Consider the following 13,951-nt stretch of genomic DNA (forward strand, 5'->3'; position numbering starts at 1 on the left):
CGCGACCGGGCCCTGTCTGGCGGCCGAGAGGCTTTCCGTATCTGGGAAGACGAGCGGAGTCGGGAAAAGCCGTCTGATCATGCACCGGTGGTCCTGACCTTCGGCGACTGATCCCGGGCAGGTCGACTTCAGTTCTGTAGCCGGTAGCCGCCGCTTTCCGTAACCAGAAGCCTTGCGTGCGCGGGATCGGGTTCGATTTTCTGGCGCAGGCGATAGATATGGGTTTCCAGCGTGTGCGTGGTCACCGCGGGATTATAGCCCCAGACCTCGTGCAGAAGCTCGTCCCGCGGCACCGGTTTGCCGCCAGACCGATAGAGATATTTGAGAATATTCGTTTCTTTCTCGGTCAGGCGGATTTTCTTCTCATCCGACGTCAGCAAGAGCTTCATGGCCGGCCGGAATTCATAGGGTCCGACCTGGAAAACGGCATCCTCGCTCTGCTCATGACTGCGCAAATGAGCCCGCACGCGCGCGAGCAGAACCGAAAATTTGAACGGCTTGGTGACATAGTCATTGGCACCGGATTCAAGGCCAAGGATCTGATCGGCGTCCGTATCCTGACCTGTCAGCATGACGATCGGCGCGGTAATCCCGTTCTTGCGCATGAGGCGGCAGGCCTCGCGCCCGTCCATGTCCGGCAATTCGACATCCAGCAGAATGAGGTCAGCGCGCTCATTGCGGGCGACGCCCATACCGCCACCAGCCGTGTCTGCCGACAGGGTCCGGAATTCCTCATGCAGGGCGAATTGCTCGACGAGCGCTTCGCGAAGGTCTTCATCGTCATCGACGATCAGAATGGTTTTTTGCGCGTTCATGCGTTGATCATGCCCATTTCGTTTCACAAGGCAATTCCTGCCGGGCGGCAGAATGTGCCCGGCAGTTTTTGCTGGTACGGCCAAAATTGCCCAGTTTTGTGTGTGCCTGGTCTGGCCTTGAACTTGCTTGGTTAATGACAGGTCCGGTTGCCCGGACAAACCTCCGTGGTGGGGGAGGCGAAGTGGACAGCCGCACTTTCCAGTGCCGTTCGTCCCTCGCCGACCACCGCGTTACCCGCTACGATTCCCGAATGGATTGGCAAGTCAGCCGAAATGGCCACCTCACGCTGGAAAACCGCAAGGTACGCGCAGCCCTTGGTCGCGCGGGAGTCACGAAGGCGTCAGACAAGTGTGAAGGCGATGGTGCAACCCCGCTCGGTACCTATGCGGTGCGACGCGTCCTCTATCGTGCGGATCGCCTAAGTCGGCCGCAAACAGTGCTTCCATGCCGCCCCCTGCAAGCCAATGATGGCTGGTGTGATGCCCCGGAGGACCCGGCCTATAACCGGCCCGTCCGTCGGCCCTATCCGGCCTCCCACGAGGCCATGTGGCGAGAGGACGGGCTTTACGACATCATCCTGGTGCTCGGCCATAATGATGATCCGCCCATAGCGGGTTCCGGTTCGGCGATTTTCCTGCACTGCAAGCGGGACGACTACAAACCGACCGAGGGCTGTATTGCGCTCGACCCGGACGATGTCCGGGCCTTGCTCAAGGCGCTCCAGCCGGGCGACACGCTGACAATCGCCTAGCCGTCCCGGCGGCTAGCTGTCCCTGGGACCGAAAAACCCTGTTCCGACCCGCACCGAAGTCGCGCCCAGGCGTATGGCGGTCGGATAGTCCGAACTCATGCCCATCGACAATTCCGGCACGCCCAGATCGGCCGCGAGCTTGGCGAGCAGCGCAAAATGCAGACCGGGCGGCTCCTCGACCGGAGGGATGCACATCAGCCCATCGATCGTGAAACCGTATTGCGTGCGCATTCGGCCCACGAAATCGGGCAGTTCGGCGGGTGGGACCCCGGCCTTTTGCGGCTCCTCACCGGTATTTACCTGAACGAGGAGGCGCGGCGCACGCTTCTGGGCATCCATTTCCTTGCGCAGGGCCCTGGCCAGTTTTTCCCGATCGAGCGTCTCGATGACATCGAACAGGGCAACAGCGTCCGCCGCCTTGTTGGACTGCAGGGGCCCGATCAGGCGCAATTCGAGATCAGGCCAGCCGGCGCGCCGTCCGGCCCAATGCGCCTGAGCTTCCTGGACCCGATTCTCGCCGAAGACACGCTGGCCGGCTGCCAGGGCTGCCTCCAACCGCGCTTCGGGCTGGCGTTTGGAGACCGCGACCAGTTTGATGGTATTCGGTTGACGGTTCGCATCCTGTGCGGTCGCGAAAATATCGTTGAGGAGGGCCTGACGGCGTGCCTGTATATCCGGAGCATCAGTCATGACGTCGCCCTACGATGCAGCGCGACAGATGGCAAGCGCGGCCGCGCGTGTCCGCGGCGAAAATCGTGCCATGACGCCAGCCCTGCTTGCCCTCACCGACCCGCAACGCCAACCTGACCCCCTCGCCCTCGCTCGAAACCTGCCGGCGGGCAGCGCCCTGATCTTTCGGCATTTTGGCGCGCCCGATCGCGTCGCCCTGGCGCGTGAAACCGTGCGCCTGGCGCGGGCCCGTGGCGTGCGGGTCCTGGTTTCCGGCGACGCTGTGCTCGCCCGGGATTGCGATGCCGACGGGGTTCACTGGCCGGAACGCATGCTGGCCCGCGCCCATCATGAACGCGCTTGCGGGAATACCGGGCTATTTACAGGGTCGGCGCACTCACCGCTGGCGCTTTCGCGCGCGCAGGCGAGCGGGCTGGACGCGGTATTGATCTCCACCGTCTTTTCCAGTGCAAGCTCAAGCGCCGGACATCCGATGGGCCCTTTGTCGCTGGCAGCGTGGGCGAAGCGCTCGCGCATACCGGTCTATGCACTTGGCGGCGTCAATTTGCGCACTGTCAGACGCTTGGCAGGCTTTGGAATTTCAGGAGTTGCTGTGGTCGGCGCGATCAGAAGCGCAGGGCCGACTCAAACTTGATTTCCGGCTGACGCTCTTCCTCGTCGTTATTGCGAACGAAGAAGCTGTCATCGGGAGAGGCGAAGCGAACCTGGCCACCCAGACGAATGCGATCACCAAAGGTCACGAAGGCGCCGGCCGTCAGATCATCATCAAAGCGCGGGTCCGACCGTTCCAGTGTGCCCAGCGTCACGCCCCAGCGCTCGCCGAACTCAAGATCATAGGTCGTCACTTCATCCATTTCCGGGGTCGGGGCCTCGGCCATGGACAGCGTGAAAGCTTCATACCACGGGGCAACCGCATCGGTTTCCGCCGTACTGTCCTGTGCCAAAGCACCTGGCGCGCACAGGATAACCGCCGCAGCCGCACCGGCTACGGTCGATTTTTTACCAATGATTTCAAACGGATTGATCCGCCAGATCATTGCACTTCTCCCTCACGCCCGATCTTTGTAGCGCAGCGAACTTGACCAACCCAAACAGAATCTGCCGCAAGGGTAAAAGAAGTCAGAGTCCTGTGGCGGATTTGTCAGTATCGCCAACCCAGTTCGACAAAGGCCGTCACATCGTCGGTCTCGACCTGGCGGCGCCCCGCACTGGTCAGCACCGGGCTGGCCGCCTCTGCAGACTGCAGACCAAAAGCGACCAGACCATGGTCACCAACCAGACGCGACGTGGCCGCCTGCCAGATCCCGGTGTCCTGGTGGATGAAATCGTCGCTCATGGCCGCGTATTCGAGCGTGGAGAGCCAATCGCCCTGTTCCCACCCGGCCGACACCGACCAGGCCTCCAGCGCACCGGTCCCGGCCACGCCATTATTGCTGCGCCGCCAACGCCCGCCAGCACGCCAGGCCTGCCAGCGCCAGGCCAGGCCCGCATCGACACTATTGACGGGGTCGAAGCCAGCCGGACCCTGCACGCCGCCAGCCTGGCTGGTGGCGAGGCTCGCCGCCCATTCATGATCGCCGCGCCGGATCTGATATGTCAGGGCGAGCTCCGAGACTGCCTCGCTGATTGACCCGGTCTGACCTCCCGGACCGGTTCGCCGCGGGCAGGTATCAACGCCGCACTGGCTGACTTCAGGCGTGAAGGAGACAGAGGCGCGAAGCGTCCCGACGCTGCTTTCCTGGCCCAGGGCAATGGAGCGGAAAACCAGCTTGGGGTCATGGCCGGACGCATGGCTCTCCGTGCGGATCGCCCCGGGAGCCGCCGCTACCAGATGGCCACCATCCGCCCGCACAAGGCGCGCAGTCGCCGGGCCGCCGACTGGATCAAGCCTGGCTGCGCCCGGTCCATAGCCGAGACGCAACTCGCCCCACCCGGTATCAGTGAAAAGGTAAGCTTCGGAAATCATGCCGCGAACGCGACTTCCGCCTTCAGCTCCATCGCTGAAAAATTCACTGTCTCCGGCAATCGGGGTCGAGGTTGTTGAGGCCAGCGTCGCGCAATCGCCGCGACCCGCCGGGCATGCGCCGGTACGCCCACCATGGGAAGAAATGTGTTGATCACGCTCGGCATGACCGGCGAGGACCCAACCCCAGCGGCGGCCACCTTGGGTGAAGCCCTCGAATTCGACGCCCAGCTCGATATCGCCGAGCCAGGCAGGGCGCGCAGTCGGGGTATCCCCGGCCAGCAGAACCAGGCCGAGATCGGCTCGCCAGTCGAGACTGTACTCGGCGCCCAGATCAAATGGATCCGACGCTGACGAGACTGAATTGTCTGGAATAACTGGGCTTTGAGGGAATGCCGGCGGGCCCGCAAGTGTTCCGGACAGAGCGGCGAAGAAAATCGCGCTGGTTGTCCTTCTCATCGCTCGCGGTCCCGCCGATCGGCCCCGTCCCCCCGGACGTCGCGCCTTACAGGAGGTGAGCGCGCGCCTCCGGTCAAGCGCCGGGAAAGAGTTGAACGCGTGTTCACCAGAATATGTTGCAGGTTTGCCACGCCCGGCCGGGTGCCTTTCGCCGCTGGCGCGCGCGAATTCGCGTGTTATACAAGTCGTTCAAAACCTGAGGCGCATTCGCGTCCTGCAGTTTCTCGCGCGTTTTCGCCGTTTGTTTCGAAGGAGTCACGGCACATGTCGGACCGTCGGATTCTTGGATTGATCCTTTCTGCCGCCATTCTCACACTTCCGGCTTGCGCCTCGCGCAATGCCGACACGGCGGAATCGTCGTCGGAGTCATCCGGATTGCGTCTGCCATCACTGCCAAACCCGCTGGCTGGCAATCGCGTCGCCGAGCCGGAAGGCATCGGGGTGAACGGCTTTCTCTGGCGTGCCAGCCTGGACACGATCAGCTTTATGCCACTGGCTGAAGTCGATCCGTTCGGCGGCGTCATCGTGACCGATTGGTATGCCAATCCGCAGATGGCGAGCGAGCGCTTCAAGCTCACAGTCTACATTCTCGATACGCGCCTTCGTGCTGATGCACTGGCCGTCAGTGTCTTCCGTCAGGTTCGCAGCGAGAGCGGCGAGTGGATTGACGCCGAAACCGGTGGCCAGACGGCTTATGATATCGAGAACGCTATTCTGACCCGCGCGCGTCAGCTGCGAATCTCGCAACTGGAAAACTAGTCAGGCTAATCAGCCTGATCGATTACCGGGGGCGCGGCGCGGCCGCGGGCCAGACATGACACGATACAATCCTCGCGAGGCCGAGCCCAAATGGCAGGCGGCCTGGGATGCCTGTGATGCGTTCAAGGCCCTCGGCCCCCACGCTTCCGGCGGCAAGCCGAAATACTATGTGCTCGAGATGTTTCCCTACCCGTCCGGGCGGATTCATGTCGGCCATTCCAGAAACTACGCCATGGGCGATGTTGTCGCGCGCTACAAGCGGGCGCGGGGCTTCGACGTCTTGCATCCCATGGGCTGGGACGCCTTCGGTCTTCCCGCCGAGAATGCGGCGCGAGACCGCAATGTGCACCCCGGCGCCTGGACCTATGACAATATCGACGCCATGCGCGGTCAGTTGCAGCGGCTCGGCCTGGCGATCGACTGGAGCCGTGAGTTCGCGACCTGTGACCCGGCCTATTACCGCCACCAGCAGGCGATCTTTACGCGCCTGATGGACCGCGGTCTGGTCTATCGCAAGACCGCCAAGGTGAACTGGGATCCGGTCGACCAGACCGTGCTGGCGAATGAACAGGTCATCGATGGACGGGGATGGCGCTCGGGCGCCCTTGTTGTCCAGCGCGAGCTGGACCAGTGGTTCTTCAAGATCACCGAATATGCCGACGAGCTGACCGACGCGCTCGATGAGCTGGATCGCTGGCCGGACAAAGTCCGCACCATGCAATCAAACTGGATTGGTCGCTCGCGTGGTGCAGTAGTGCGTTTCCCGCTGAGCCAGGCGGATCTGGCGTCTCAGTTCGGCGACACGATCGACGTCTTCACAACGCGGCCCGACACGCTGTTTGGAGCCAGCTTCCTGGCCCTCGCGCCGGATCATCCCATCGTCAAGGCGCTGGCCGCGGACGATCCGGAGATTGATCGCTTCATGCATGAATGCGCCCGCATGGGTACGACGGCAGAAGAGATCGAAAAGGCCCCCAAACGGGGTGTAGACCTTGGCATCACTGTTAAGCATCCCTTTGATGATAGTTGGGAATTGCCGGTATGGTCGGCCAATTTCGTACTCTCGGGCTATGGGACTGGCGCCATCTTTGGCTCGCCTGCCGGTGATCAGCGCGACCTCGATTTCGCCCGTAAATACAAGCTCGCCGTCAATCCGGTCGTGCTGCCGCCGAATGCCTCTGCCGAGGAGCATGTAATCGAGGATGAGGCCTATACGGGGCCGGGCACGATCTATAATTCCCGCTTCCTCGACGGCCTTTCAACGGATGAGGCAATCGAACGAGCCATTGCCGAGCTCGAGACATTGAAGCTAGGCGAGGGCGCGACCAGCTATCGTCTGCGCGACTGGCTGGTCTCCCGTCAGCGCTATTGGGGCTGCCCGATTCCGGTCGTCCATTGCGATGATTGTGGTGTTGTTGCTGTTCCTGATGATCAATTGCCGGTCAAACTGCCGGAAGACGTCACTTTTGATCATCCCAGCAATCCTCTGGAACGTCATCCGACCTGGAAAGACACCGAATGCCCGACCTGCGGCAAGCCGGCCCGGCGGGAAACCGACACGCTGGACACATTTGTCTGCTCGTCCTGGTATTTCCTCCGCTTCACCTCGCCCTGGGATGAGGACACGCCCTTCCTGGCAAGCGATGCCGAACATTGGATGCCGGTTGACCAGTATGTCGGCGGGGTCGAACACGCGATCCTTCACCTGCTCTATGCTCGCTTCTTCACCCGGGCGCTGAACGATGCCGGCCTGATGAACATGACGTCGGGCGAGCCCTTTGCGGGCCTTTTCACCCAAGGCATGGTGACCCACGAGACCTACAAGTCAGCCGATGGCAAGTGGCTTTTGCCCGATGATGTCGACCAGGGTCCGGAGGGTCCGGTCGAGATCGCCACGGGCAAGCCGGTGACGGTTGGCGCCATCGAAAAAATGTCGAAGTCGAAGAAGAATGTTGTCGACCTCGATGCCTTTATCGAGAATTACGGAGCCGATGCGGCGCGCTGGTTCGTCCTCTCCGACTCCCCGCCCGAGCGGGACGTCGAGTATACGGATAGCGGTGTCGAGGGTGTCTGGCGCTTTATCCAACGCCTCTGGACGACCGTGAATTCGCTGCCCGATGGCGCGCCTGGGCCACTTACGGTAGCCGGTGACGCCAGCGGCGAGGCGCTCGATGTACGCCGCGCTGCCCACAAGGCGCTGCAGACAGTCACTGATGCCATTGAGGGCTTCCGGTTCAACTCGGCCGTTGCCCAGGTCCATGACCTCGTCAATGTCCTGCGCAAGTATGAGCCGGTCGATACGTCCGGTATCGCTGCCAAGGCTGAAGCGCTTGGCATACTCGTGCGCATGATCGCGCCCTTCATCCCGCACCTTGCGGAAGAATGCTGGGAAAATCTTGGCGGCGAAGGTCTCGTCATCAATGCGGCCTGGCCAGAAGCGGAGTCCGCCCTGCTCGTGGACGACAGCGTCGTCATGCCGATCCAGGTGAATGGCAAGCGTCGAACCGAGATCGAAGTACCCAAAGGGTCTACACAGGACGCTGTCCAGTCTCAGGCCATGGCGGATGAAACCGTCCAGCGGGCTCTTGAAGGGCTTACCGTTCGCAAGGTTATCGTGGTACCTGATCGTATCGTGAATATCGTCGCAGGATAAGAATATGCGTTCCAGCCGCCGCGCTCTCCTCGCCAGCCTTGCCCTGTCGGCCGGGTTGTTCGTCTCAGGCTGCGGCTTTTCGCCAATGTATGGCAGCCAGGGCGTCAGTCAGGGCCTGTCAGACATTCTTGTCGAAACCGGTCGCGAGCAAGTGGATTTCCATCTTCAGGAAGCCCTGCTCGACCGGATGGGCGCACGTCATGCCAGCGGTCCTTACACATTGCGTACCGAAAGTGATGTGACCCGCTCAGCCCTCGGCGTCGGCGCCGATGCGGCTGTTTCGCGCTATGCGATCAGCCTGGAGGTCCAGTACGGCCTGTTCCGTGATGGCGATACAGATCCGGTCATGACCGGTACCGTGCGCTCGGAAGCGTCCTATAATGTGCCGCGTTCGGTCTACGCTTCCGTCGCCGCCGAACGGGATGCAACAGAGCGTGCCGCTCAGCTGGCTGCAGAGCGCATTGCCAATCAGCTCGTCCGGGCGCTGCAGGACGCCAACTCTCAGTGAAGGCGACGGCCCGCGATGCCGACGCCCGGGTTCGCAAGCCCGACCAGTCGATCAGGGCCTATCTGATCTATGGTCCGGATCGTGGTCTCACGCATGAGCGCGCCCAAACCCTGGTCAAGGCCGTGCTCGAAGATCCCGACGACCCGTTCGCGCTCACCCAGCTGACCGAGGAGGACCTCAAATCAGACCCAGCCGGCCTTGCCGATGCGATGGCGGCCATGTCCCTGACCGGCGGCAAGCGCCTGGTTCGCGTCCGCCTCAATGGCGAGACCGGGAGTGGGCCGATCATCGAGTTGATCAAGGCGCTGGAAGACGGCTCTCTCGCGGCGGAAGCCGTGCTGTTGGTCGAGTCAGGCGATTTAACGCCGCGAGGGAAGCTCCGAAAAACCTTTGAACCCGCTAAAAACGCAATAACGATAGCATGTTACGCAGATACCACCCATTCACTCGAATCGCTATGCGAAGACATGCTCAAGGTTGAGAATTTGAATCTTGCTCGCGATGCGCGTGACGCGTGGTTGCCGAGACTGGAAGGAGACCGGGCTCTTGCTCGCGGCGAGATCGAAAAGCTGATCCTCTACAAAGGGCTCGCCGGTCAGCGGGGAGAAGGAGAGGACACCGTCACGCGCGCCGATATTGAAGCGGTCGCGGCTGATCAGGGAGAGGCCCAGCTCGACTCGGTCCTTGCCCCCGCCCTGCTCGGTCAGCTGACGAAAGCAGACAGTGCCTATCACCGCTCGATTACCGCGGGCGGATCTGCTGTCGGCATTCTTCGGGCCCTGCAGCGGCGGCTCGACCAGCTCAGTGCCGTCCACGCAGCCGGCGGGAATGACGGGGCTCTGGCGCGCAGCGGTGCGCCGCGCTTCGGGCCCCAGGCCGACATGTTCAAGCGGCAGCTATCACTTTGGCGTGGCCGGCGACTGGACCATGCGCGCCAACTCGCCTTCGATGCTGAGCGCTCTGTGAAGCGGTCAGGCGCCCCGACCGAAGCGCTGGTTGGTGATCTCTTGCTTCGACTGGCTCGGGGTGCGGCCCAGATTGGTCGCTGATTATCCGCGCGTGGCGTCAGCGCTCAGACGCCGGCAAACATCGTCCAATTGCTCGAGCGTCTTGTACTGAACCCGCAATTCGCCGCCTTTTGCGCCGTGCCGGATATCGACGGTCAAACCCAGTCGGGCCGTGATATCGGCTTCCAATGCCCGTGTGTCAGCATCCTTGTCAGCACCCGATTTCGTGGCAGACTTGGTCTCCGGTGCGCTGGGATTCTGGGCCGTTCTAGCAAGCTTCTCCGCTTCACGAACCGACAGGCCACCATCGATGATTTGCTCTGCCAGGACAGTCGGATCGGGCGCGCTGGCAATCGCTCGCGCATGACCTGCGGACAGCTTTCCTTCGGCCAGATAGGTCAGCACGGAGTCAGGGAGTGACAGGAGGCGCATCATGTTCGCGACATGGCTGCGGCTCTTCGAAACAGCCTGCGCGACGTCTTCCTGTGTATGACCAAAGCGGTCGATCAGCTGGCGATACGCCTGCGCCTCTTCAACCGGGTTCAGATCCGCACGCTGGACGTTCTCGACTATTCCGATCTCGAGCGTTTCGCGATCGGTGAGATCGCGAACCAGGGCAGGAACTTCATGCAGGCGTGCCCGCTGCGCCGCCCGCCAGCGGCGTTCGCCGGCGACGATCTGGAACTTCCCGCCACCATCGATCGGGCGAACGAGGATGGGTTGAACAATGCCCTTGTCGGCAATGGAGTCGGCCAATGCATTGAGCTCTGGCTCGGTGATCGTCTTGCGCGGCTGATCCGGATTGGGGGCGATCAGCTCGATCGGAATCATGCGAACGCCATCACGGGACGGCCGGCGGGATTCCGTGGTCTCCGCTTCCGGTGCGCTATAGCCCTCTGTATCGGTTTCGCCGAGCAGGGCCGACAATCCGCGCCCGAGACGCTTGTTCTTTTCGCTGGCGCTCATGCCACTTCACCTTGTTCTTCGCGTCGCCGCTTGCGTTCCTGCTGAACGATTTCCTTGGCCAGACTGATATAGGCTTGGGATCCGGAGCATTGCAGATCGTAGAGCAGAACCGGCTTTCCCACAGACGGCGCCTCGGAGACACGCACATTGCGCGGGATCACCGTCTTGTAGACCTTGTCCCCGAAATGCTCCCGGACATCGGCAGCCACTTCTGCGGAGAGGTTGTTGCGGCTGTCATACATTGTCAGGACGACACCCTGGATATCCAGACGGGAATTGAGATGCCCCCGAACCCGATCAATCGTCTTGAGGAGTTGGGACAGGCCTTCAAGAGCGAAAAACTCACACTGAAGGGGCACCAGAATCGCGTCGGCGGCGGTCAGGGAATTGACCGTGAGCACGTTCAGAGAAGGCGGGCAGTCGATCAGTATATAGTCGAGACCGGCCGCATCCGTGCCCAAGGCCTGCATACTCTGGTCGATTGCGCGTTTGAGCCGGTAGGATCGCCGCTGATCATCTGCCAGTTCGAGTTCGGCTCCTGACAAAAGCTCATCTGACGGGACGATGGAAAGCCCCGGCACGACCGTCGGCACCATGGCAGACTTGAGGGAATCCCCGCCCACGAGCACGTCATAGGATGTCAGGGTCCGCTTGGCAGGCGGGACGCCCAACCCCGTCGAGGCATTGCCCTGCGGGTCAAGGTCGATAATCGCGACCTTTTGCTTGATCGCCGCCAGAGCGGTTCCGAGATTGATGGCGGTCGTGGTCTTGCCCACGCCCCCCTTCTGATTGGCAACAGCAATGACTCGGGGCGCCTTGGCGCGCTGGACGTCAGTTAGCACGTTCCACCTCATGAATACGCAGGATCACACCGTCACTGGTCTGACTGGGTATGACTTCATGATCGAATGTCCAGTTTTTACGGGCCTCGGTCAATTCATCCCGATAGTTTTGCCCTTTGAAGAAAAGGCCTTGAGCCTTGTTTTTCAACAAAGGCGCGACATAGCCCAATAATTTATTCAAAGGGGCGAAGGCCCGCGCTGTCACCAGGTCGAAGTTTTCCGCCGGATCGAGTGTTTCCACGCGCACCGAACGCGCCTCCGCATTGAGCTCCAGCGCCGCGATCGTCTTGCGCAGAAAGGCCACTTTCTTGCCAACGGAATCCACCATGACTACCGAGGCTGATTGTCCGCGATCACGGAAACCGAGGGCCAGGGCTATTCCGGGAAAGCCTGCTCCGGCGCCCAGGTCCGCCACCCTGCTCACATCCGTCGATATATGCTCAAGAAGCTGGAAACTATCGAGCGCATGACGATGCCAGAACTGGTCGAGCGTCGACCGGCCGACCAGATTGGTATGGGCATTGGTCTCCATCAGGAGCGTCCGCCACTGATCAAAAGCGGCCAGTGTTTCACGTGAAACACCGGTCTGACGGCCGAAGGCCTCGCGATCCATCTAGCTCGCCTCCCGATCACGGCGTTTCACGTGGGCCAGAACCGCCGTCAAAGCGCCAGGCGTGACACCTTCAATCCGCGCAGCCTGCCCCAGCGTCTCGGGTCTGGCGGTCTCCAACTTCTCTCGGGCCTCATTGGAGAGACCACCAATGCCGCGATAGTCCAGATCCCGCGGGAGACGAACCGCCTCGTCCTTCCGAAAGGCCAGAATGTCCGCCTGCTGTCGATCGATATAACCTGCATAGAGCGCATCGATCTCGATCTGCTCGGCGACAGCCGGCGAGGCGCCTGCCAATTCCGGCCATATCTCACAAATCCTGGCCCAGTCCACATCCGGATAGGCCAGCAGGTCAGACACGCTCCGGCGCTTTCCATCCGCATTTACAGCCACACCGTGAGCGGCGGCTTCATTGGGCGTAAGCGACAATCCAGAGACGAGTGAGCGCAGTCCTTCGAGCTCTGCCAATTTGGCAGCGAAGGCCGCATTCCGTGTCGCTCCGCTGAGCCCCAATGTCTCTGCCATTCCCGTCAAGCGTTGATCGGCATTATCCGCCCGCAGCGTCAGGCGATACTCGGCGCGAGATGTGAACATGCGATAGGGCTCGCTGACCCCACGCGTCACCAGGTCATCGATCATCACGCCGATATAGGCTTCCGACCGGCTCAACACGAAGGGTGCCCGCCCCGTGGCCGCCAGAGCCGCATTGGCGCCCGCCATCAAGCCCTGTGCAGCGGCCTCTTCATAACCCGTCGTTCCATTGATCTGACCCGCCAACCAAAGCCCGGCCCGTTTGCGCAATTGCAGGGTCGCATCCAGTTCGCGCGGGTCGACATAATCATACTCGATCGCATAGCCATACCGCTTCACTTCAACCTGTTCGAGGCCGGGAATGGTTTCCAGAAAGGCCTGCTGAACATCATCCGGAAGCGATGTGGAAATCCCGTTCGGATAGACCGTGTCATCTGCAAGACCTTCCGGCTCCAGGAAGACCTGGTGCTGGGACCGGTCCGCGAACCGAACGACCTTGTCCTCGATCGAGGGACAATAGCGCGGGCCGCGCCCCGCAATCGCTCCGGAATACACGGCAGACTGACCCAGATTATCCGCGATGATCTGGTGCGTCGCTTCCGTCGTCCGGGTAATCGCACAGGTGATCTGGGGGACAGCTATCGCCTCGGTCAGAAAGGAGAACGGCACAGGTGCCTCGTCGGCAGATTGCTGTTCCAGAGACTCCCAGTCGATGGACGATTTCCGCAAACGCGCCGGCGTACCGGTCTTCAGCCGACCCATCCGCAAATCGAGGCCGTAAAGCGTGTCCGACAAGCCGATCGATGGCGCTTCGCCGGCCCGGCCCGCCGGAATACGTTCCCGACCTTTGTGGATGAGACCGCGCAGGAAGGTGCCGGTCGTCAGAACCACCGCCCTGGCGTTATAGACCACGCCCTCCGCATCAACCGCGCCAGTACAGACATCCCCATCAAAGACGAGATCCTCAACGGCGGCTGCGACAATCTCGAGATTATCCGTCGCCGACAACTCGCCCTGCATGGCTGACTTGTAGAGCGCGCGGTCAGACTGGGTCCGGGGGCCTCGGACGGCCGGCCCCTTGGACCGGTTGAGCAAACGAAACTGAATCCCGGAGACATCGGCAACCCGACCCATCACGCCGTCCAGGGCGTCAATCTCCCGCACGAGATGTCCCTTGCCCAGACCGCCAATGGCCGGATTGCAGGACATCTCTCCAATGGTCTCCAGCTTGTGGGTCATCAACAGGGTATCGGCGCCCAGTCGGGCCGACGCCGCCGCGGCATCACAGCCAGCATGGCCACCGCCAATGACAATAACATCCCAGGTTTTCATGGGAGCGCTTCCGATCCGAGACAGGGTAGATTGAGGCCGGTCTACATAGGGCTTTCGCCGAATA

General features: G+C 61.7%; 14 protein-coding genes. 6 read left to right on the forward strand and 8 right to left on the reverse strand.

Features of this window, described 5'->3' with window-relative positions; translation table 11 throughout:
- Positions 1-128 precede the first annotated feature (128 nt).
- Positions 129-815: a response regulator transcription factor gene (locus QZ266_RS03640; protein WP_295691733.1), complete on the reverse strand. Its 687-nt coding sequence runs from the start codon at positions 813-815 to the stop codon at positions 129-131.
- Between the two features lie 251 nt (positions 816-1,066).
- Between QZ266_RS03640 and QZ266_RS03645 the strand changes: the two genes are divergently transcribed.
- Positions 1,067-1,567, forward strand: coding sequence for a L,D-transpeptidase family protein (locus QZ266_RS03645; protein ID WP_295691735.1), 501 nt, complete (start codon positions 1,067-1,069; stop codon positions 1,565-1,567).
- A 12-nt stretch (positions 1,568-1,579) separates the two neighbouring features.
- Here the strand turns inward: QZ266_RS03645 and QZ266_RS03650 are convergent, their stop codons facing one another.
- The gene (locus QZ266_RS03650) at positions 1,580-2,257 is read right to left on the reverse strand and encodes a YggS family pyridoxal phosphate-dependent enzyme (protein ID WP_295691736.1); all 678 of its coding nucleotides are present in this window, start codon (positions 2,255-2,257) and stop codon (positions 1,580-1,582) included.
- Between QZ266_RS03650 and QZ266_RS03655 the strand changes: the two genes are divergently transcribed.
- Positions 2,256-2,891 carry a thiamine phosphate synthase gene (locus QZ266_RS03655; RefSeq protein ID WP_295691737.1) on the forward strand — a complete coding sequence of 212 codons (636 nt, stop codon included), beginning with the start codon at positions 2,256-2,258 and terminating at the stop codon, positions 2,889-2,891. The genes QZ266_RS03650 and QZ266_RS03655 overlap by 2 nt on opposite strands.
- On the opposite strand, the gene QZ266_RS03660 is transcribed toward QZ266_RS03655, so the two are convergent.
- Together QZ266_RS03660 and QZ266_RS03665 are read right to left on the reverse strand one after the other, a co-directional pair.
- Positions 2,863-3,294 carry an NtrZ family periplasmic regulatory protein gene (locus QZ266_RS03660; protein WP_295691739.1) on the reverse strand — a complete coding sequence of 144 codons (432 nt, stop codon included), beginning with the start codon at positions 3,292-3,294 and terminating at the stop codon, positions 2,863-2,865. The genes QZ266_RS03655 and QZ266_RS03660 overlap by 29 nt on opposite strands.
- 104 nt (positions 3,295-3,398) lie before the next feature.
- On the reverse strand, positions 3,399-4,679 hold the full coding sequence (locus QZ266_RS03665; protein WP_295691741.1) for a hypothetical protein: 1,281 nt from the start codon (positions 4,677-4,679) through the stop codon (positions 3,399-3,401).
- Between the two features lie 264 nt (positions 4,680-4,943).
- On the opposite strand from QZ266_RS03665, the gene QZ266_RS03670 reads away from it, so the two are divergent.
- From QZ266_RS03670 to holA, 4 genes are read left to right on the forward strand one after another with little or no spacing between them, the layout of a single operon-like run.
- Entirely contained in the window at positions 4,944-5,438 is a 495-nt protein-coding gene (locus QZ266_RS03670; RefSeq protein WP_295691743.1) for a DUF3576 domain-containing protein, read from the forward strand.
- 55 nt (positions 5,439-5,493) lie between these two features.
- Entirely contained in the window at positions 5,494-8,091 is a 2,598-nt protein-coding gene (gene leuS, locus QZ266_RS03675; RefSeq protein ID WP_295691745.1) for a leucine--tRNA ligase, read from the forward strand.
- Between the two features lie 4 nt (positions 8,092-8,095).
- Complete coding sequence (gene lptE / locus QZ266_RS03680) at positions 8,096-8,599, forward strand: LPS assembly lipoprotein LptE (RefSeq protein WP_295691747.1); 504 nt, start codon at positions 8,096-8,098, stop codon at positions 8,597-8,599.
- Complete coding sequence (gene holA, locus QZ266_RS03685) at positions 8,596-9,648, forward strand: DNA polymerase III subunit delta (protein ID WP_295691748.1); 1,053 nt, start codon at positions 8,596-8,598, stop codon at positions 9,646-9,648. Before lptE ends, holA begins: the two co-directional genes overlap by 4 nt.
- Here the strand turns inward: holA and QZ266_RS03690 are convergent, their stop codons facing one another.
- The 4 genes from QZ266_RS03690 to mnmG are packed head-to-tail and all read right to left on the reverse strand — an operon-like array spanning position 9,649 to position 13,887.
- A complete protein-coding gene (locus QZ266_RS03690; RefSeq protein ID WP_295691750.1) occupies positions 9,649-10,572 on the reverse strand; it encodes a ParB/RepB/Spo0J family partition protein in 924 nt (307 codons plus the stop codon).
- Positions 10,569-11,426, reverse strand: coding sequence for a ParA family protein (locus QZ266_RS03695; protein WP_295691751.1), 858 nt, complete (start codon positions 11,424-11,426; stop codon positions 10,569-10,571). Before QZ266_RS03695 ends, QZ266_RS03690 begins: the two co-directional genes overlap by 4 nt.
- Positions 11,404-12,027 carry a 16S rRNA (guanine(527)-N(7))-methyltransferase RsmG gene (gene rsmG, locus QZ266_RS03700; protein ID WP_295691753.1) on the reverse strand — a complete coding sequence of 208 codons (624 nt, stop codon included), beginning with the start codon at positions 12,025-12,027 and terminating at the stop codon, positions 11,404-11,406. Before rsmG ends, QZ266_RS03695 begins: the two co-directional genes overlap by 23 nt.
- The gene (gene mnmG / locus QZ266_RS03705; RefSeq protein WP_295691755.1) at positions 12,028-13,887 is read right to left on the reverse strand and encodes a tRNA uridine-5-carboxymethylaminomethyl(34) synthesis enzyme MnmG; all 1,860 of its coding nucleotides are present in this window, start codon (positions 13,885-13,887) and stop codon (positions 12,028-12,030) included.
- Between the last annotated feature and the right edge of the window lie 64 nt (positions 13,888-13,951).

Origin of the sequence: uncultured Maricaulis sp., from assembly GCF_905480005.1 — a bacterium.
In the GTDB taxonomy this organism is placed as follows: Bacteria; Pseudomonadota; Alphaproteobacteria; order Caulobacterales; family Maricaulaceae; genus Maricaulis.